Origin of the sequence: Bradyrhizobium sp. 521_C7_N1_3, from assembly GCF_052075975.1 — a bacterium.
Lineage (GTDB): Bacteria > Pseudomonadota > Alphaproteobacteria > Rhizobiales > Xanthobacteraceae > Bradyrhizobium > Bradyrhizobium japonicum.
The window spans coordinates 9,429,868-9,450,344 of the sequence record NZ_CP197232.1; the positions used below are offsets into that span (position 1 = coordinate 9,429,868).

The following is a 20,477-nucleotide window of genomic DNA, read 5'->3' on the forward strand; positions in this document are numbered from 1 at the left end:
GCTTATTCGGTTCGGCCGCCGCCGTCCACCACCAGGATTGCGGGGAATTTACCTCAAATTTGCAATGCGGATCATGCTTTCGCTCAGCCTTATCTGCTCTATAAAGGCAAGGTTCTTGGAAATGCGGGATTCGAGGCGACTGCCACGCCGTGGCCGGTCATCGATCTCTTGGAGCTCCGGATTATGGAAAGACGTCTGGCCGCCATCGTCTGCGCCGATGTCGCCGGCTATTCGCGCATGATGGGCAGCGACGAGGCCGGCACCCATGCCGCCTTCAAGGCCCATCGCGGCGCGATCCATCCCATCATCCTCAACCATGGCGGCCGCGTCGTCAAAAACACCGGCGACGGCTTCCTGCTGGAGTTCCCGAGCATCGTTGGCGCCGTCGAGGCCGCGATCGCGATGCAGACGCTGATGGCGGAGCGCAACCATCACCTGCCTGCCGAGCGCGCCATGCAGTTTCGCCTCGGCATCCACATGGGCGACGTCATCGCCGACGAGGACGAGGTATTCGGTGACGACGTCAACATTGCCGTCCGCCTCGAATCGGTGGCGAGCCCCGGCGGCTTCGCCATCTCGGCCAAGGCCTACCGGGAGGCGAGCAAGCACCTGACCGCGCTGCTGGTCGATGCCGGCAACCATCGCTTCAAGAACATCAAGGACCCGATCGGGGTCTGGACCTGGATGCCCGAGGGTGCGCCGGTGCTCGCGCCCGAGCTCCGGGAGGCGTCGGCGCTGTCGCAGCAGTACCGCACAGCGATCGTCGGCGTGCTGCCCTTCGCCAATCTCAGCGACGCCCAGGACGAATATTTCTCCGACGGCCTCACCGAGGATCTGATCCACGCGCTGTCGCTGCAATCCTTCTATCGCGTGCTGAGCCGCAACTCGACCTTCGCGTTCAAGGGCAAGAACACCAGCACCCGCCTCATCGCGCGCGAGATCGATGCCACCTATCTGATCCAGGGCTCGGTGCGGCGCGCCGGAGCCAAGATCCGCGTCACCGCCGAGTTGGTCGCGCCGGAGACCGGCGAGCAGCTCTGGACCGGCCGCTACGACCGTGACATCGGCGACCTGTTCGCGATGCAGGACGAGATCACCACCAATCTGTCTGCCGCCATCGCCACCGAGATCGTCCGTGCCGAGGCCTCGGCGCCGGCGCGGCTCTCCACCGACGTGACCGCCTGGGACCGCTTCCTCAAGGGGCTGTCGCACTACTACCGGCAGACCAAGGAAGACCTGGCCACCGCCGTCGGCCTGTTCCGCGAAGCCATCAGCCTCGACCCCAAACTGTCGATCGCTCACGCCTATCTCGCCACGATCCAGATCCAGAGCATCCAGTTCGGGTGGGTCAAGGGCACGCGCGAGATGTGGACCGAGGCGATGGCCCTCGCCGAGACCAGCGTGCGGCTCGACCCGCGCTCCTCCTTCGCCTTCTCGATCCTGTCCTGGGCGCATGCCATGGAGGGGCATTACGAGGCCGCGATGGACGCCGCCAAGCGCGCCGTGGCGCTCAATCCCTACGACATGGGCGCGCGCGGCGTGCTCGGCATCTGCCATTTCGTCATCGGCGAGCACCGCGAGGCGATCGAGCTGTTCTCGATGGCCGCGCAGCGCGACAACAGCGACCCGCGCTACCAATGGGCCGCGCTGAACGCCTTCAGCCATTATCTGCTGGGGCAATACGACGCGACCCTGTCCTGGGCCCGCGAGCAGCTCTACGTCAACCCGAACCATATGCAGGCGCTGGCGATCCGTGCCGCGGCGCTGGCACAGTTGGGCAGGGACGATGAGGCGGGCGAGGCCGTCGGCGTGCTGATGCGCAACTACCCGACGCTGAATGTCGATCGTCACTTGCGCAATTTCCACTGGAAGCGGCCCGAGGACCTTGCCCATTACCGCGAGGGGCTTCTGAACGCAGGCGTGCCGCTCAGCAAGCTGACCCTGGTGCAAAGCGACGTCAAACGCGCGGCCGAGTCCTGACAGGCGGCCTTCTCGGTCCCGATCCAGTCCCTTCGCAAACCGCGGACCGGCCTTTATTGACAGGACAGTGAATTCAGCCACACTTCTTTACACGCTGAAGTAGTATAAGTTGCTGTCGGTTTGTTAGGACTTTCCGCGCTCTATCGGCGCGTCTTCATTTCACGATTCGCTGTTTTCAGGATTTTGGGCCATGAACGACCCCGCCTCGAAGCCTCCCTTCGATCCCTCGATCCAGGTCTCGCCAGACAATCCCTGCCCCTTCCTGCGCGGCCTCGTCGGCGAAGGTTTCGTCGACGGCGGGACCGTCCCGATCGGTAAGCTATCGCAGACGATCGCGAATGCGAGCGGCGACAAGGGGCTGATGAAGACGGTGGCCCGCGTCGAGACCCGCGGCATCGCACTGATCGCCAACGGCTTCGGTCACATCCTGAAGAGCATCTTTTCGGGCGCACAGCTCGATGCGCTGCGCGGCGGCCCGCTGGACAAGCGCGGCGCCGGTTCGCGCATCCTCGGCGTCGACGGCAAGGTCAACGAGGATCAGATCGCCCGCCTGGCCAGCTTCGGCAGGGACTATACCGATCCGAACGGCGGCGGCACCGAGCCCGGCATCAACGCGTCGGAAATACAGACCTACATGCGCGACAATCTCAAGCGCGCCGGGAGCGCTGCGCGCTGGTATTACCGGATCTTGATGCAATTCGAATGGCCCATCCTGCTGAAGATCATGGGCAAGGGCGAAGGCGAGAACCGCTATCTCGCCATCGCCGACGTGCGTACGCTGTTCAACGAGCGCAAATTCCCTGAGAGGATCACGCAGAGGGTCGTCAGCCAGCCGGTCAAACCGCCCTCGCTCATATTGCGCGTTGCCGGCGGACTGGTCGCCGCGCTCCTCGTCTTTGGCGTCGTGGCGCTGCGCTTTCCGGATCAATTCCAGCCGATGCTGCCCGGCATCCTCGGTGACCTCGTGGCGCCGCCATTGCCGAAGCTCGTCGAACCCCGGGCCGCGTACTGGCTCGAGCAAAACTGGGCGCTGGAGGACCGGCACTGGTTTCATCACGCCAGCCAGGGCACCGCGACCTTCCCGGTGCCCTATAGTTGGTTCATGGCGCTCGAGCAGCCGCGGCTTCATTTCTTCGCCAAGCCCGGGATGCTGCATGATAGCGACCATCTGCAGCGCTTCGGCTTCATCCCGAGCCCGCAGACGATCAACACCGACGACGCCACGCTGCGCCGGTTCGGCTACGCCAACGTCTACGACAAGACCAAGCCGATACCGGCGCGGCTTTGGGATCCGCCGGTTAACTGGGGCGCCCAGGCTGAAAACGTCGACGGCCTGCCCGTCGGCTTTGCGCGCATGACCGGCGTGCCGGATCCTGCGACCGGCCAAGTCGGCGAGGACCGGATCGGCCTGACCTGCGCCGCCTGCCACACCGGCCAGATCCACTACAAAGGCATCGACGTCCGTTTCGACGGCGGCCCGGCGATGACCGACCTGAGGAAGCTCGAGGTCACGACGGGTCTGTCGATCGCCTACACGCTGCTGGTGCCGGGCCGCTTTACGCGCTTCGCCGACCGTGTGCTCGGCCCCTCCGCCAGCGATGCGGATCGCGATGCGCTGAAGCAGAAGCTGCGCACGATCAGCACATTCCTGATCGACTGGGAGAAGACCTACGCGAAAACCATCGACGGCAAGACGCGGTTCAACGAGAAGACGAAGCGGGAAGAGAAGCAGCAGGACACCGAGGAAGGATACGGTCGTCTCGACGCGCTCAACCGCATCGGCAATCAGGTCTTCGCCCAGGACATGACGCTCAGCGGCCTCAGCGGCTTCGAAAAGAATCTGCATGCCAAGGACGCGCCGGTCAGCTTCCCGCCGATCTGGACCGTGCCCTGGCTCAAATTCGCGCAATATGACGCGTCCATCGAACAACCGCTGATCCGCAACGCCGGCGAAGCGCTGGGCGTGACGGCGCTGCTCAATCTGTCCGACAATACCCCCAAGGACACGCTGTTCCGCTCGTCGATGGATATCAAGAATCTGAACTGGATCGAGGATCTGCTGAAGGGGTCGGCGCCCTATCCGAAAAAGCAGCTCTCCGGACTGACATCGCCGAAATGGCCGTCGGACATCTTCGGCGACAATGCCTGGAAGATCGATGGCGAGCGCGTCAAGAACGGCCGCAAGCTCTACGCGCAGATCTGCGTCGAATGCCATCTCGGGCCGGTCAACGATCCCGTGTTCGACACCGAGTTTCCAGACCAGAGCATCTGGTCCTCGTCGCGCTGGGAGACCATCGGCAAAGACAAATTCCTGAACGAGGTCCAGAAAAGCGTCAAGGGCATGGGCACCGATCCCGCTCAGGCCAGCGTGCTGGAGACGCGGACGATTCAGGTCCCGGGCTTTCTCAAGCTCGATCCCACGCAGAATCTCAATGCCTGGTGGAGCTGCAACCTGCCGGATGTCTCTTCGACCGACATGCCGTACTCGCTCGGGCTGATGGTGCTCGTCGACATCGTCAGCCGCAAGGCGATGGACGATGCGAAGATCGACCCGAAGGTCCAGCAGGCCTGGTGGGGCGAGCGCAAGAACTGCCCGAATCCCGGTCCGCAGCCGCCCGAGGCGAAGGAGCCGCGGCCCTGGTATCGCGCGCGCCCGCTCAACGGCGTCTGGGCCACCGCGCCTTACCTGCACAACGGATCGGTGCCCTCGCTCTACTGGATGCTGAGCCCCGCGGCCGAGCGCCCCAAATCGTTCTGCATGGGTGGTGGTCGCGACTACGATCCGAAGCAGGTCGGCTTCGCGGTCGTCGACGGCGAGAGCTGCAAGACCGGGCAGTCGCGCTTCTCGACGCGAGCGTCTGATGGCACCGAGACCTTCGGCAACAGCAATGCCGGCCATTCGTTCGATGGCACGCCGGGCCCCGGCAAGGACGGCACCATCGGCCGCGTGCTCAAGGAGCAAGAGCGCTACGACCTGATCGAGTATCTGAAGACGCTGTAGCGCGCTGCCTGCTCACCTCTCCCCGCTTGCGGGGAGAGGTCGGATTGCATCGCAGATGCAATCCGGGTGAGGGGGACTCTCCACGAGTCCAACTCTCACCTCCCTTGCGGAGACTCCCCCTCACCCCAACCCTCTCCCCGCAAGCGGGGCGAGGGAGCGCACCGCCGCTGCTTCCTCACTTGAACAGCGGCGTGCCCGGCACGAAGGCGTCGAAGGCGGCCCAGAACTGGGAGCGGTAGCGGTCCTGCTCCTGGAGGATCTCGTGCTTGGCACCGGCGATCACGAGATGGGAGCCGGCGCGCAAATGATAGGCGAACTCCTCGATCGCCGCGGTCGAGACCACGGTGTCGCTGGAGGCCGCCAGCATCAGGATCGGCTGGCGGATCTCGGACGGGTAGTTCTTGCCCTTGAAGGTGCTCATGGCGTGGAAGGCGGCATCGGCCCAGGCGACCGTCGGTGACGCGAGCCCGAGCGTCGGATCCTCCTCCAGGATCGCGACATTGCGCGCATAGCGCACGGGATCGCTGGTCAGCGGATTGTTGATGAAGGGATTGAGCCCGGTGATGTGGTCGCTGCCGCCGGGGACATAGCGACCGCCCATCCCCATCAGGCGCATCGTCTTCAGCAGCGCCCGCGCCGGAAACGAGGTGGCGCGACCGGGCAGGTCGATCATCGGCGCCGACAGCACCATGCGGTCGAACCAGCGCTTGCCGGCATGCGCCACCCGCAGCATCACCGTGCCGCCCATGGAATGGGCCAGCGCGAAGAAGGGCGGCGGGCAATCCGGCAGCACCACCTGCTGCACGAAGGTCTCGACGTCGATCTCGAAATCGGAGAAGTCGCGCACATAGCCCTTGCGCGGATCGCGCAGGCGGCGCGAGGAGTGGCCCTGCCCGCGCCAGTCGATCATCGCCACCGCGAAGCCGCGGTCGCGCAGGTCACGCACGGTCTCGAAATATTTCTCGATCTGCTCGCTGCGTCCGGTGAAGACGCAGACCGTGCCCTTGCGGTTCGCCGGCGGCGCCCAGCGCGCAAAGCGCAGCTCGGCGCCATCGGGGGTCTTGATGGTGCCGCTGACGACGTCTTCGGGAACGGGATTGGACGGAATCGAGATCAGCGTCATTGGGCGAGAAATGCTGCAAATCAAGGGGCTGGAGCGCCGAAAAGGCGCAGATTGCCGCCCTCTTGAACGCCGTTCCCCTGAACCCATATCACCATGGTGCAGGCCGCTACCAGTGTTTCGGAACCGGAACATCAGGCTGCACACAGACTAAAGCCCGGCCCGATTGGCGGGCGGGTTACCAACAGTCGCTCAATGGAGGACTAGACCATGCGTAGCTACGACCTGACTCCGTTTTACCGTTCCACCGTCGGCTTCGACCGCCTCTTCAGCCTGCTCGACCAGGCAGGTTCGGACGGCAGCCCCGGTTATCCCCCCTACAACATCGAGCGTACCGGCGAGAACGCCTACCGCATCACGGTTGCGGTCTCGGGCTTCGCCAAGGACGAGCTCTCCATCGTCGCGAAGGAAAACACGCTGACGATCAAGGGCGAGAAAGTCGCCAACGAGAACTCGAAGTCCGAAGTGCTCTACCGCGGCATCGCCGCGCGTGCCTTCGAGCGCGCCTTCCAGCTTGCCGACTTCGTGCAGGTGAAGGACGCCTCGCTCGAGAACGGGCTGCTTCACGTCGACCTCGTGCGCGAGATTCCCGAAGCCAAGAAGCCGCGCCAGATCGCCATCAACGCGGGCGCGCCGAAGGCGCAGGTGATCGAGAGCTCGGTCGCCGCCTAAGCACGCCGACAGCCGCCAAGTTGCGAAAACGCCCCGGTGCCCCGGGGCGTTTTTTTTCGTTTTGCATCGCATCACAGAACGGTGAGGACACGTAACGCCGCGACCACGCGCTCCGTCCTTTGGGCATCGCAGCAACAACAACACGGAGCACGATCATGTCACTTTGGCGCAGCCTTTTCGTCGCCGCGAGCCTGCTGGCGGCCCCCATCGGCCTTGCCCACGCGCAGACGCCGCAGACGGTGAAGGCGAAGAACGTCGTGCTGGTGCACGGCGCCTGGGCCGACGGATCGAGTTGGTCGGAGGTGATCCCGATCCTCCAGGCCGCGGGCCTGCACGTCACCGCCGTGCAAAATCCGCTGTCGTCGCTTGCGGACTCCGTCGAGGCTACCAAGCGCGCGCTGGCCGAACAGGATGGCCCGACGGTGCTGGTCGCGCATTCCTGGGGCGGCACCGTGATCAGCCAGGTCGGCAACGACCCGAAGGTCACCGGCCTCGTCTACGTCGCCGCACGCGCGCCCGATGCGAACGAAGACTTCGTCGCGCTGTCGAAGCAGTTTCCGGCAGGCCCGGCCCGCGCCGGCATCGTCGAGCGTGACGGCTACACAAAGCTCTCCGAAGACGCCTTCCTGAAGTATTTTGCCAATGGCGTGAAGCCGGAGCAGGCCAGGGAGCTCTACGCCGTGCAATGGCCGACGGCCGCCTCGATCTTCGCCGGCCGCACCACGGAAGCTGCATGGCACACCAAGCCGAGCTGGTACGCGGTGTCGAAGAACGACTACACCATCAATCCCGATTTCGAACGCTTCCTCGCCAAGCGCATGAACGCAACCACGATCGAGCTCGATGCCGGCCACCTCTCGCTGGTGTCGCATCCGAAGGACGTGGCGAATCTGATCCTGGAAGCCGCGGGGTATGCGCGCAGCTGAGCGCGCGATCGCCGCAATGAAAAAGCGCCCGAGCTCTTCGGGCGCTTTTGTTTTGCTCGGGTCTCCATCCAGCGCGTGGCGCGCAGTCGCGTCAAATCAGCGACGCGCTAGTCCAGCCCCTGCGCCGCCGGCATCTCCTGCGTCGGCATGATCGTCGGGGCCGGCTTGGCCTGACCGACGGTTGGCGCGGCGGTTTGCGGGGCGGCTTCAGCGGGCTTTGCCTGCACGGCAGCGGTCTGTTGGGTGGGCTGTGCCTGCGGCGCTTGTGCCTGCTGCGGAGCAGACGCGGCCGGCTTGGCGGCGGCGACAGGCGCCTCGCCGCGGCGCGGGGCGGCCTTCGGCAGCGGCACGGTGCGGCTGGCGACATGCGGGATCGAGGCCGGCGGACGCGGCGGGCCGCCGCGGACCATGGTCGGCGGCGGCAGCGCGCCTTGCGGACGGTAAGGTGCAACCGTCGGCACCTCATCGCTGGGCGCCATGCCGAAGGCATCGGCGGCCGGCATGAAGCGCAGAATTCGCCCGTCACGGGCATCGATCACCAGCCGGCCGTCGTCGCCGCGGCGGTCGATCACCGCGATGGTGTAGACGTTGCCGCGCAGACGCGGGATGCCGAGCGGCGAGAAGCCGTTGTCGCGCAGCACCGCGTAGACCTCGATCGGCGGCAGCAGCACCGGCGCTGGGCCGCGCTCCTCGTAGCCATAGCCATTGCCGTAACCGTAACGCGGCGGCGGTGGCGGCGCGGCTTCCGGCGGCCCATAGGGTCCGTCGAAATCCGAGACCGCGATATAGGCGCCCCGCGCAGCGCCGTTGGCCGGAACTTGTGCCTCGGCGGCCGTCGCCACCAGCGCCAGCGTGGCAGCGGCCACACATCCTGTGAAAAACTTCATGGTCGACACGCTCCTGTCAGGCCCCCGAATGTCTCGCGCTCTTTCGCTTCTTGCGGCGTGGCGCGCCTTTCGAAGGGCTGATCCGAAGCTTCATTCGGGATTTCGGCGTCGGCAGGGCCGGATCAGGGCGCGTTTGCTTCAAAACCGGGGCCGCGTGCCATGCGGAAAGCGCTGATTGACACTCTGGGAATCGGGACTTCCGCGCGCTTGTGTGATAGACAAAAATTTGGCAAGGTGATTGTTAGGACAGGAAGACTGTCTCAATTTTGCTTGCAGTTCCGGCATACGGATTGCAACGAAAGTCGGTGCTTTCGAGCGCCAGGAAGGCAACAGGCAAAGCCGTTCTCGGGGACGAAGAACGCCTTGGCCTGAATTTAAGAAAATGCGGCTCGCAGCGGACGAGCGGTGACCCAGAGGCGGGTGCCGCGGAACGCCCAAGGTGCGCCGAAGATAGCGGTGAGGCAGCTTGCCGCATGGAGAGGATTGGAACAATGAACGGGTCGCAATTCGAGCGCGCAAACATCGTGGCAGAAGAGCTGTCGGCGACCGTCGCCTCGAAAACGACCGATCCGATTCAGGAACACAATTCGCGCCCGCCGGCTGTAGGTCTGTACGATCCGAGCCTGGAAAAGGATTCCTGCGGCGTCGGCTTCATCGCCAACATCAAGGGCAAGAAGTCCCACGAGATCGTCGCGGACGCGCTCAGCATCCTCTGCAACCTCGAGCATCGCGGCGCCGTCGGCGCCGACCCGCGCGCCGGTGACGGCGCCGGCATCCTGGTGCAGATCCCGCACGCCTTCTTCAGCCGCAAGGCCAAGGAGCTCGGCTTCGCATTGCCGGCTCCGGGCGAATACGCCATCGGCGCGCTGTTCATGCCGCGCGACACCGCCTGGCGCAACGTCATCAAGAGCATCATCGCCGACCAGATCAAGGAAGAGGGCCTGACCCTGCTCGGCTGGCGCGACGTGCCGACCGACAATTCCTCGCTCGGCGTCACCGTGAAGCCGACCGAGCCCGCCTGCATCCAGGTGTTCATCGGCCGCAACGGCACCGCCAAGACCGAGGACGATTTCGAGCGCCGGCTCTACATCCTGCGCAAGTCGATCTCGCAGGCGATCTACCAGCGCCGCGACCGCGGCCTTGCGGGCTATTATCCCTGCTCGATGTCGTGCCGCACCGTGATCTACAAGGGCATGTTCCTCGCCGACCAGCTCGGCAAGTACTATCCCGATCTGCACGAGCCGGACTTCGAGAGCGCGCTGGCGCTGGTGCATCAACGCTTCTCGACCAACACCTTCCCGGCGTGGTCGCTGGCGCATCCCTACCGCATGATCGCGCATAACGGCGAGATCAACACGCTGCGCGGCAACACCAACTGGATGGCGGCGCGCCAGGCTTCCGTCAGCTCCGAGCTGTACGGCAAGGACATCAACCGGCTCTGGCCGATCTCCTACGAAGGACAGTCGGACACCGCCTGCTTCGACAACGCGCTCGAATTCCTGGTGCAGGGCGGCTACTCACTGCCGCACGCCGTCATGATGATGATTCCGGAGGCGTGGGCCGGCAATCCCCTGATGGATGAGAAGCGCCGCGCCTTCTACGAATATCATGCCGCGCTGATGGAGCCGTGGGACGGCCCCGCCGCGATCGCCTTCACCGACGGCCGCCAGATCGGCGCCACGCTCGACCGCAACGGATTGCGGCCGGCGCGCTATCTCGTGACCAAAGACGACCGCATCGTGATGGCGTCCGAGATGGGCGTGCTGACGATCCCCGAGGACCAGATCATCACCAAGTGGCGTCTGCAGCCCGGCAAGATGCTGCTGGTCGACCTCGAGCAGGGCCGCCTCATTCCGGACGACGAGATCAAGGCCGAGCTCGCCAAGAGCCATCCCTACAAGGAGTGGCTGGAGCGGACCCAGATCGTGCTGGAAGAGCTGCCGAAGGTGCCGACCACCGGCGTGCGCTCCAACCTGTCGTTGCTCGATCGCCAGCAGGCGTTCGGCTACAGCCAGGAAGACATCTCCATCCTGATGACGCCGATGGCCTCCACCGGCGAGGAAGCCGCGGGCTCGATGGGCAACGACACGCCGATCTCGGCGCTGTCGGACAAGGCCAAGCCGCTGTTCACCTACTTCAAGCAGAACTTCGCGCAGGTCACCAACCCGCCGATCGACCCGATCCGCGAGGAGCTGGTGATGAGCCTCGTCTCCATCATCGGACCGCGGCCGAACCTGTTCGACCTGCAGGGCCTTGCCACCACCAAGCGTCTCGAAGCGCGCCAGCCGATCCTGACCGACGCGGACCTCGAAAAGATCCGCTCGATCTCCGATGTGGCCGAGTCGCACTTCAAGTCGCGCACGCTGGACACCACCTTCCACGCCGGCCTCGGTGCGGCCGGCATGGACCAGGTGCTTGACGAGCTCTGCGCGCGTGCGGAAGCCGCCGTCCGCGAGGGCGTCAACATCATCATCCTGTCCGACCGCATGGTCGGCACCGACCGGGTGCCGATCCCGGCACTGCTGGCCTGCGCCGCCGTGCATCATCATCTGATCCGCGTCGGACTGCGCACCTCGGTCGGCCTCGTCGTCGAATCCGGCGAGCCGCGCGAAGTGCATCACTTCGCCTGCCTCGCCGGCTACGGCGCCGAGGCGATCAACCCCTATCTCGCGTTCGAGACCATCATCGCGATGAAGGACCGCCTGCCCGGCTCGCTCGACGACTACGAGATCGTCAAGCGCTACATCAAGTCGATCGGCAAGGGCCTGCTCAAGGTGATGTCCAAGATGGGCATCTCGACCTACCAGTCCTATTGCGGCGCGCAGATCTTCGACGCCGTCGGCCTCAAGGCCGACTTCGTCTCCAAGTTCTTCGCCGGCACGCATACCCGCGTCGAGGGCGTCGGCCTTGCCGAGATCGCGGAAGAAGCGGTGCGCCGTCATGCCGACGCGTTCGGCGAGGCGCAGGTCTACAAGACCGCGCTCGACGTCGGCGGCGAATATGCCTATCGCAGCCGCGGCGAGGACCATGCATGGACCGCCGAGTCGGTCGGGCTGCTGCAGCACGCCGCGCGCGGCAATTCGCTGGAGCGCTATCGCGCCTTCGCCAAGATTCTCAACGAGCAGTCCGAGCGTCTGCTGACGCTGCGCGGCCTGTTCCGGATCAAGAACGCGGACGAGGAGAAGCGCAAGCCGATCCCGATCGACCAGGTCGAGCCGGCCAAGGACATCGTCAAGCGTTTCGCCACCGGCGCGATGAGCTTCGGCTCGATCTCGCGCGAAGCGCACACCACGCTCGCGGTCGCCATGAACCGGATCGGCGGCAAGTCGAACACCGGCGAAGGCGGCGAGGAAGCCGACCGCTTCAAGCCGATGCCGAACGGCGATTCCATGCGTTCGGCGATCAAGCAGGTCGCCTCAGGCCGTTTCGGCGTCACCACGGAGTATCTCGTCAACTCCGACATGATGCAGATCAAGATGGCGCAGGGTGCCAAGCCCGGCGAAGGCGGCCAGCTGCCCGGCCACAAGGTCGACGCGACCATCGCCAAGGTCCGCCACTCGACGCCGGGCGTCGGCCTGATCTCGCCGCCGCCGCACCACGACATCTATTCGATCGAGGATCTGGCGCAGCTCATCTACGACCTCAAGAACGTCAACCCGACGGGCGACGTCTCGGTCAAGCTCGTCTCCGAGATCGGCGTCGGCACGGTCGCCGCCGGCGTTGCCAAGGCGCGCGCCGACCATGTCACCATCGCGGGCTTCGAGGGCGGCACCGGCGCTTCGCCGCTGACCTCGATCAAGCATGCCGGCTCGCCCTGGGAGATCGGCCTTGCCGAAACCCACCAGACCCTGGTGCGCGAGCGGCTGCGCAGCCGCATCGTGGTCCAGGTCGACGGCGGCTTCCGCACCGGGCGTGACGTCGTGATCGGCGCACTTCTCGGCGCCGACGAGTTCGGCTTCGCCACCGCGCCGCTGATCGCGGCCGGCTGCATCATGATGCGCAAGTGCCACCTCAACACCTGCCCGGTCGGCGTCGCGACCCAGGACCCCGTCCTGCGCAAGCGCTTCACCGGCCAGCCCGAGCACGTGATCAACTACTTCTTCTTCGTCGCCGAGGAAGTCCGCGAGATCATGGCGTCGCTCGGCTTCCGCACCTTCAACGAGATGATCGGACAGGTTCAGCTGCTCGACCAGACCAGGCTGGTCGCTCACTGGAAGGCCAAGGGCCTCGATTTCTCGAAGCTGTTCGTCAAGCAGAAGGAAGAGAAGGGCCAGAAGATCTATCACTCCGAGCGCCAGAACCATCATCTGGAAGCGGTGCTCGACCGCACGCTGATCGAGAAGGCGACGCCCGCGCTCGACCGCGGCGCGCCGGTGAAGATCGAGGCCAGGATCAACAGCACCAACCGCTCCGCGGGTGCGATGCTGTCGGGCGCGGTCGCCAAGATCTACGGCCACGCCGGCCTGCCGCACGACACCATCCATGTCGGCCTCAAGGGCACCGCCGGCCAGGCGTTCGGCGCGTGGCTGGCGCAAGGCGTCACCTTCGAGCTCGAAGGCGAAGCCAACGACTATGTCGGCAAGGGCCTCTCGGGCGGCAAGATCATCGTCAAGCCCCCCGCCAACAGCGGCATCGTGCCGGAAGAGAGCATCATCGTCGGCAACACGGTGATGTATGGCGCCATCCAGGGCGAGTGCTACTTCCGCGGCGTCGCCGGCGAGCGTTTCGCCGTGCGCAACTCGGGTGCGGTGGCGGTCGTCGAAGGCGCCGGCGATCATTGCTGTGAATACATGACCGGCGGCATCGTGGTCGTGCTCGGCAAGACCGGGCGCAACTTCGCGGCCGGCATGTCCGGCGGCATCGCGTACGTGCTCGACGAGACCGGCGACTTCGACAAGCTGTGCAATCTCAGCATGGTTGAGCTCGAGCCGGTCCTATCGGAAGAGCTGATCAACGCCGGCACCTACAATCACGCCGGTGACCTCGAGGCGCATGGCCGGGTCGACGTGTTCCAGAACCTGCTCGACTCCGACGTCGAGCGCCTGCACGTCCTGATCACGCGCCATGCGAAAGCGACCGGCTCCAAGCGCGCCGCCGAGATCCTTGCCAATTGGAAGGACTGGCTGCCCAAATTCCGCAAGGTGATGCCGGTGGAGTACCGGCGCGCCCTGCGCGAAATGGCCGCCAACGCGGACGCCGAGCCGAAAATCGCGATCGGCGCGTAGCAATATCAGCGCCCGTCATTGCGAGCGTAGCGAAGCAATCCAGACTTTCTCCTCAGTAACAGACTGGATTGCTTCATCGCTTCGCTCCTCGCAATGACGGTTGAAGAAGCAACAAACGAATTAAGCGGCAGGGACTTCGGGTTTAATGGGCAAGATCACGGGTTTTCTCGAAATCGAACGGCATGATCGCAAGTACACCCCGGTCGCCGAGCGCGTGAAGCATTACAACGAATTCGTCGTTCCCTTGACCGAGAAGGAAACGCGGGACCAGGCCGCACGCTGCATGAATTGCGGCATTCCCTATTGCCACGGCACCGGCTCGGTCGCGCCCGGCACGCCCGGCTGCCCGGTCAACAACCAGATCCCCGATTTCAACGACCTCGTCTATCAGGGCAATTGGGAAGAGGCCTCGCGCAACCTGCACTCGACCAACAATTTTCCGGAGTTCACGGGGCGCATCTGCCCGGCGCCGTGCGAAGCGTCCTGCACGCTCAACATCGACGACAACCCCGTCACCATCAAGACCATCGAATGCGCGATCGTCGACCGCGCCTGGGACAATGGCTGGCTGAGGCCGGAAGTGGCGGCCGTCAAGACCGGCAAGAAGGTCGCGGTGATCGGCTCGGGTCCGGCCGGGATGGCTTGCGCGCAGCAGCTCGCGCGCGCCGGCCACGACGTGCACCTGTTCGAGAAGTTCGCCAAGGCCGGCGGCCTGCTGCGCTACGGCATCCCCGACTTCAAGATGGAGAAGGGCGTCATCGACCGCCGCGTCAAGCAGATGGAAGGCGAAGGCGTCACCTTCCACTACAACAGCCATGTCGGCGCTGAGGGCAATGTCGACCCGCGCGAAATGCTCAACGAGTACGATGCCCTCGCGCTGACCGGTGGCGCGGAAGCCCCGCGCGACCTGCCGATCCCCGGCCGCGATCTTCAAGGCATCCACTACGCCATGGACTTCCTGCCGCAGCAGAACCGCCGCGTCTCCGAGGAGCCGCTCGGCGGCGTCGCCGAGATCCTGGCCGGCGGCAAGCACGTCGTCGTCATCGGCGGCGGCGACACCGGCTCTGACTGCATCGGCACCTCGCTGCGCCAGGGCGCGCTCTCGGTGACCCAGCTCGAGATCATGCCCGCTCCGCCCGAGCGCGAGAACAAGGGTCTGACCTGGCCGAACTGGCCGCTCAAGATGCGCACCTCCTCCAGCCAGGCCGAAGGCGCGATCCGCGAATACGCCGTGCTGACGCAGAAGTTTTCCGGCGAGAACGGCAAGGTCAAGAAGCTGCACTGCGTGCGCGTCGACGACAAGTTCAAGCCGATTGCCGGCACCGAGTTCGAGCTCGATGCCGAGCTGGTCCTGCTCGCGATGGGCTTCGTGCATCCCGTGCACGAGGGCCTGCTCAAGCTGCTCTCGGTCGACCTCGACCCGCGCGGCAACGTCAAGGCCAACACGCTCGACTACCAGACCTCGCGCCCGAACGTGTTCACCGCCGGCGACATGCGCCGTGGCCAATCGCTGGTGGTGTGGGCGATCCGTGAAGGCCGGCTGTGTGCGCGGTCGATCGACACGTTCCTGATGGGGAAGACGGATCTGCCGCGTTAAGCGCGGCTGGTTCTGCTGCCAGTTCAACAAACGTTGTCATCGCCCGGCTTGATCGGGCGATCCAGCATTCCAGAGACAGTCGAAATTGAAATGATAGGCCGCGGCGTACTGGATGCCCCGGTCAAGCCGGGGCATGACAGCGGAGTAGGTGGCGAGAGCGGAGCCAACTAAGCCGCATGCGCATACGCTCAAACGCGCTCCGCCATGCCCGCTAATTCTGCAGCCTCACCCCCAGCATCACCACCGTGCCCTGCGAGCTCGAGCCCGCCTGGTTCGAATCCAGGATGTCGTGGCGCAGCGTGCCCTTGATCCAGATGTTGCGGTTGAGCTTGTAGATCAGATTGCCTTCGAGCGAGTAGGTTTTGTCGTTGCGATTCTGGTTCTGGTAGTCGTAGGTGCCGTAGGTGAACTTGCCGACGGCGGTGAGCCAGCGACGGAAGTCGTGATCGACTTCGACCCCGTAGGTGTGCACCAGCACGCCGGAGGAGCCCGGGACCGTGGTCTCGGCGATCTGCGTGTCGGTGGCGAATTTCACCGTGGTCAGGCCGCTCGCGTTCCAGATCAGCGAGCCCGAGGTGAGGAAGCCCGCGAGCTGGCTGAGGCGCGGGTCGACGTAATTGCGCGCGGAATAGCCGACCGAGATCTCGCCGATGAGGATGCGCGAGAATTCGAAGGACGAGCCGACCTTGGCGTAGCCGCCGTTCGAATCGCGGAAGTAGCCGTTGCGGTCGGCGGCCTGGTCGTGCACGCGGGTGTCGCCCTCGATCTCGACGAACGGCTTCAGGCCCGGCTTCAGGTCGTAGGAGAAGCGGCCGATGCCGCCATACTGGTTGAAGTCGCGATCGCCGTTGCTGAAGGTCGAGCCATCGGTGAGCTTGGAATCGGTGTAGGCGATGCGATCCACCGTGGCGCCGGCGGCGACCTGGAAGCGGTTGAAAGTCTGGTCGAAGCCGAGCGTGGTGCCGTAAGCGGCGTAGACCGGATATTTCTGCAGGCCGGCCTGCACGTTCGGACTGCCGGGATTGTCGGTGGCGATCCGCAGGCGGAGCTGCGAGGTCAGCTTGAAATCGCGGTCGACGTCGAGGCGGCCGTCGACATGGCCGGTGAAATCGGGGCGGTCGATCTCGACCGGCGACGGCGAGGCGAAGCCGTCGATCGTCGCCGGCATGTTGTTGGTGTAGCCGGAGAACGAGCCGCGCAGATCGGCGACCAGCGCGTGGCGCTCCCAGTCGGACATCACGAGAAGATCGGGCGCGACGACATAGGCCGGCGAGCCGACCGGCTTGTTCAGGCGCGCCGGATTGGTGTCGTAGCCGGCGGAGAGCTCGAGCCCGCCCTTGATCAGGAAGCTGCCGGCATAGTCGCCGACCGCGCCGAACGCGTCGTCATCGACCTTGAGCCGACGGCGCAGCGGCTGGCCTGGCACGTTGCCGGCCATCGCCGGGGCGACCGGTGTCTTGTGCGCGGTCTCGGACGGCGGCGGTGCGATGCGCGGCGGGCCGAGCGTCCTGTCCGGCGTTGCCGACGGCACCGGCGAGCCCGGTCCGACCGGGCGCTTCGGCTTCGGCTGCCCGGGATAGAGCTTGGGCTGCTGCCGCTTGCGATTGAGCGAGTCGTAGCCGGAGCCGCTGGCGCCGTTGGCGGCGGGCAGGCCGTAGGTCGGGACCTGACCGACGCGCGAGGTCGACGGCGCCTGCTGGCGCTTGCGCGGATCGGCATTGGGATCGGGCAGCGCCGGGAGCGCATCCGACGGCGCCTGCGGCACACCCGCGGTGCGGCGCGTCGGCAGCGTGTCGGGCGCGGCGAAGCCGCCGCGGTTGGGATTGAACAGGTCGGGCGTGAGGCTCTGGGCGGCCGCCGGCGCGCCTTGCAGGGCGGTCAGCGCGAGGCACGGCAAAGCCGCGCGCAGGAAATGCCCGCGTTTGCTCCGGCTCGTGCCTGGAGGCGCCCCCACGATGTAAGAACTCCAACGAAATCAAAGACTTCCACGACGACCTCCGCTGGCGAGCGGGAACCATCGTTAATGGAGTTAAAACAATTATGGTTAATGACCGGTTGAGGGCTTTGGCGGCCGCGTCGCCTCTCCCGCTCGGGCATGCTAAGCAGGCGCAAACGGGCGAGCGCCCCTCCTCCCTGGACCTGAACATGCCGAGCTCGAAACCGCTGATGACCCCATCATCCGGCCCCATCCCCGATAGCGTCGAATCCGCGCTCCGCACGCTGGAGACGGAGAGCGGCGGCATCAATGCGCTCGCCGCCGCCCTGCGCGGTCCGCTCGGCGCGACCTTCGCCAGGGCGGTCGACCTGATCCGCAATGCCAAGGGCCGCGTCATCGTCACCGGCCTCGGCAAGTCCGGCCACATGGCGCGCAAGATCGCGGCGACGCTGGCCTCGACCGGCACGCCGGCCTTCTTCGTCCACACCGCGGAAGCCGCCCATGGCGACCTCGGCATGATCACCGCCGACGACGTCATCATGGCGCTGTCCTGGTCCGGCGAGCAGCCGGAGATGAAGACGCTGGTGAACTATTCGGCGCGCTTCGCGATCCCGATGATCGCGGTGACGTCGAACGCCGCGTCCTCGCTGGGCCAGGCCGCCGACATCGTGATCGAGCTGCCGAAGGCACGCGAGGCCTGCCCGCACAATCTGGCGCCGACGACGTCGACGATGATGCAGGTCGCGATCGGCGATGCCATCGCGATCGCGCTGCTCGAAGGCCGCGGCTTCACCGCGCTGGAGTTCGCGCATTTCCACCCCGGCGGCAAGCTCGGCGCGATGCTGAAATTCGTCCGCGACTACATGCGCACGGGCGCGGAGATCCCGCTCAAGCCGCTCGGCACCAAGATGTCGGACGCGGTGATGGAGATGTCGGCCAAGGGCCTCGGGTGCGTCTGCATCGTCGACGATGCCGGCGGCATCGCGGGCATCATCACCGACGGCGATTTGCGCCGCCACATGCGGCCGGATCTCCTGACGGCGTCTGCTGACGACATCATGACGAGACAGCCGAAGACCGTGCCGCCCTCGATGCTCGCCACCGAGATGATCGAGGTGCTGAACACAAGCAAGATCACCACGCTGGTCGTGACCGAAGCGGACAAGGTGGTGGGCATCGTGCACCTGCACGATCTGCTGCGGGCGGGCGTGGCGTAAGGTTTACCCGTCATCCCGGGGCATCGCGAAGCGATGAGCCCGGGATCCATCGTGCCGCAGAGTTTGTCTCGCCATGGCTTCCGGGCTCGCGCCAAGTGGCGCGCCCCGGAATGACAGTGAGGGTGTGGCGACACCTGCCTCCCCATCGTCATTGCGAGCGTAGCGAAGCAATCCAGACTGCCTCCGCGGAAAGATTCTGGATTGCTTCGCTGCGCTCGCAATGTCGGTGGTTAGACCGTCGGAAACCGCGCTGCCTTCTCCTCCAGCGGCAGCTTCAGCCCGTTCGCCAGATACGACACCGTGCGGTAGAAGCCGCACAGCAGCATGATTTCCAAAATCTGCGCCTCGTCGTAATACGCCGACAGCGCGGCGAATTCGGCGTCGGTCAACGTCGCACGGTGATGCAGCGCGTCGACGGCCGCGATCAACGCCCGCTCCGCCGGCGACCAGCACGGTGACGTCGCATCGCCCCGCGCGGTCGCGTGCACTTCCTCTTCGCTGAGCCGCGCCGGCCCGGCGAAGATCGCGACATGCACACCCCATTCATATTCGCATCCGTTCAGCGCGCAGGTCCGGTCGATGACGATCTCGCGCTGGCGCAGGGAAAGTGGACCCGGATCAAGAAGCCCGCCGGCGCGGAACTTGTCCCAGGCGCGGGCGTGGCCCGCCATCACCCGGAACAACGCCAGTGGCGGGGCGCCGCGCATGATGCGGTCGAACTGCGCCTGGATCTCCGGGGGATAAGGCGGGACGAGCGGGGCGATGCGCGGCGCGGCCTGGGACATCAGCTGTCTCCGTTGCTACAATTATCGTAGCAATACGCTACATTATTTGTAGCACAACGCAAGAGGGCCGGGATGGCGAAGCAGGCAGCATCAGGGAGCCGGACCGTGCGCGGCTCGCGCACCGGCCGGCCGATCATGGCGCTGCTCGACCTTCTCGGCCGGCGCTGGAGCCTGCGGATCCTGTGGGAATTGCGCGATGAGCCCCTCACCTCCCGCGCGTTGCGCACCGCCTGCGACGAGGCCTCGCCGACGGTGCTGCAGGCGCGGCTGACGGAGCTGCGCGACGCGGGGTTCGTGGAGCTGGGCGACGGTGGAGGTTACGGGCTGACGCCGCTGGGGCGCGAGCTGTGCGAGACGTTCATGCCGCTGCACCGGTTTGCGGAGAGGTGGAGGAGGTAGAGCTCTCGCTTACCCTCCCCTGGATGGGGAGGGTCGCTACGCATGCAGCGGAGCGAAATGCGTAGCGGGGTGGGGTGACGGTGCCTCCCCAGCCAACAGTGCCCGCGTGGAGAGATCACCTCGCCCCGCTCGCGCCTCGCGCGATCGACCCTCCCCCTCCAGGGGAGGGTAAGAAGCAGCTACGCCGCGGCCACCGTGAGATTCGCACCGTCCACCTGCACCACCTTCACCCGCGTCCCGGCCGGCGTATCGGGCCCGGCGACGCGCCACACCGTGTCGCCGAGGCGCACGGTGCCGTTGCCATCGATGATCGGCTTCTCCAGCGTGAACTCGCGGCCGAGCAATGCCTCGCTTCGCTTGTTCAGGAAGGGGCTGGTGCTTGCTTCGAGCTTCGGCCGCGCGAGGCGGCGCCACACCGGCACGGCGGCGGCTGCGAAGATTGCGAACATCACGAGCTGGATCTGCCACGACACGGCGACGGCAAAGGAGATCAGGCCGACCAGCAACGCGGCGAGCCCGAGCCAGAACAGGAATACGCCCGGCGCCAGCACCTCCAGCGCCATCAGGATGAAGCCGAAGATCAGCCAATTCCAGGTGCCGAGCGATACGAACATGTCGGTCATGACACGACCTCCTTCTATTGGCGCATGCCCTGATCGGAAAACCGGTCTCCACTTTTCCGGGACATGCGCTTTAAATTGACGCATGCCCTCATCGGAAGCGCATGCGCTT

Annotated in this window: 13 protein-coding genes; 8 read left to right on the forward strand and 5 right to left on the reverse strand. The window is 65.6% G+C overall.

Going from position 1 to position 20,477, the window contains the following annotated elements; genetic code table 11:
• The first annotated feature begins 183 nt into the window (after positions 1 to 183).
• Together AB7008_RS44750 and AB7008_RS44755 are read left to right on the forward strand one after the other, a co-directional pair.
• The gene (locus AB7008_RS44750) at positions 184 to 1,980 is read left to right on the forward strand and encodes an adenylate/guanylate cyclase domain-containing protein (protein WP_441260932.1); all 1,797 of its coding nucleotides are present in this window, start codon (positions 184 to 186) and stop codon (positions 1,978 to 1,980) included.
• A 190-nt stretch (positions 1,981 to 2,170) separates the two neighbouring features.
• Positions 2,171 to 4,981 (forward strand): di-heme-cytochrome C peroxidase, encoded by a 2,811-nt coding sequence (locus AB7008_RS44755; RefSeq protein ID WP_441260933.1) that lies wholly within the window; start codon positions 2,171 to 2,173, stop codon positions 4,979 to 4,981.
• A gap of 175 nt (positions 4,982 to 5,156) precedes the next feature.
• Here AB7008_RS44755 and AB7008_RS44760 read toward each other — a convergent pair whose 3' ends face one another.
• Positions 5,157 to 6,104, reverse strand: coding sequence for an alpha/beta fold hydrolase (locus AB7008_RS44760; RefSeq protein WP_028157828.1), 948 nt, complete (start codon positions 6,102 to 6,104; stop codon positions 5,157 to 5,159).
• 207 nt (positions 6,105 to 6,311) lie between these two features.
• Between AB7008_RS44760 and AB7008_RS44765 the strand changes: the two genes are divergently transcribed.
• Both AB7008_RS44765 and AB7008_RS44770 read left to right on the forward strand, forming a co-directional pair.
• Positions 6,312 to 6,773, forward strand: a complete 462-nt coding sequence (locus AB7008_RS44765) for an Hsp20 family protein (protein WP_028157827.1) — start codon at positions 6,312 to 6,314, stop codon at positions 6,771 to 6,773.
• Positions 6,774 to 6,928: 155 nt separating this feature from the next.
• Entirely contained in the window at positions 6,929 to 7,699 is a 771-nt protein-coding gene (locus AB7008_RS44770) for an alpha/beta fold hydrolase (protein ID WP_441260934.1), read from the forward strand.
• A 107-nt stretch (positions 7,700 to 7,806) separates the two neighbouring features.
• Here AB7008_RS44770 and AB7008_RS44775 read toward each other — a convergent pair whose 3' ends face one another.
• Complete coding sequence (locus AB7008_RS44775) at positions 7,807 to 8,586, reverse strand: hypothetical protein (RefSeq protein WP_441260935.1); 780 nt, start codon at positions 8,584 to 8,586, stop codon at positions 7,807 to 7,809.
• A 491-nt stretch (positions 8,587 to 9,077) separates the two neighbouring features.
• Here AB7008_RS44775 and gltB point away from each other — a divergent pair, with 491 nt between their 5' ends.
• Positions 9,078 to 13,811, forward strand: coding sequence for a glutamate synthase large subunit (gltB, locus tag AB7008_RS44780; RefSeq protein WP_441260936.1), 4,734 nt, complete (start codon positions 9,078 to 9,080; stop codon positions 13,809 to 13,811).
• Between the two features lie 145 nt (positions 13,812 to 13,956).
• Positions 13,957 to 15,408 (forward strand): glutamate synthase subunit beta, encoded by a 1,452-nt coding sequence (locus tag AB7008_RS44785; RefSeq protein ID WP_304491659.1) that lies wholly within the window; start codon positions 13,957 to 13,959, stop codon positions 15,406 to 15,408.
• A 211-nt stretch (positions 15,409 to 15,619) separates the two neighbouring features.
• Here AB7008_RS44785 and AB7008_RS44790 read toward each other — a convergent pair whose 3' ends face one another.
• Positions 15,620 to 17,362, reverse strand: coding sequence for an outer membrane beta-barrel protein (locus AB7008_RS44790; RefSeq protein WP_304491660.1), 1,743 nt, complete (start codon positions 17,360 to 17,362; stop codon positions 15,620 to 15,622).
• Positions 17,363 to 17,553: 191 nt separating this feature from the next.
• Here AB7008_RS44790 and AB7008_RS44795 point away from each other — a divergent pair, with 191 nt between their 5' ends.
• Entirely contained in the window at positions 17,554 to 18,561 is a 1,008-nt protein-coding gene (locus AB7008_RS44795; protein WP_028157821.1) for a KpsF/GutQ family sugar-phosphate isomerase, read from the forward strand.
• Positions 18,562 to 18,791: 230 nt separating this feature from the next.
• On the opposite strand, the gene AB7008_RS44800 is transcribed toward AB7008_RS44795, so the two are convergent.
• Positions 18,792 to 19,346, reverse strand: a complete 555-nt coding sequence (locus AB7008_RS44800) for a carboxymuconolactone decarboxylase family protein (RefSeq protein ID WP_304491661.1) — start codon at positions 19,344 to 19,346, stop codon at positions 18,792 to 18,794.
• A 72-nt stretch (positions 19,347 to 19,418) separates the two neighbouring features.
• Between AB7008_RS44800 and AB7008_RS44805 the strand changes: the two genes are divergently transcribed.
• The gene (locus tag AB7008_RS44805; RefSeq protein WP_304491662.1) at positions 19,419 to 19,745 is read left to right on the forward strand and encodes a winged helix-turn-helix transcriptional regulator; all 327 of its coding nucleotides are present in this window, start codon (positions 19,419 to 19,421) and stop codon (positions 19,743 to 19,745) included.
• 179 nt (positions 19,746 to 19,924) lie between these two features.
• Here the strand turns inward: AB7008_RS44805 and AB7008_RS44810 are convergent, their stop codons facing one another.
• Positions 19,925 to 20,368 carry an NfeD family protein gene (locus tag AB7008_RS44810; protein ID WP_304491663.1) on the reverse strand — a complete coding sequence of 148 codons (444 nt, stop codon included), beginning with the start codon at positions 20,366 to 20,368 and terminating at the stop codon, positions 19,925 to 19,927.
• Positions 20,369 to 20,477 lie beyond the last annotated feature (109 nt).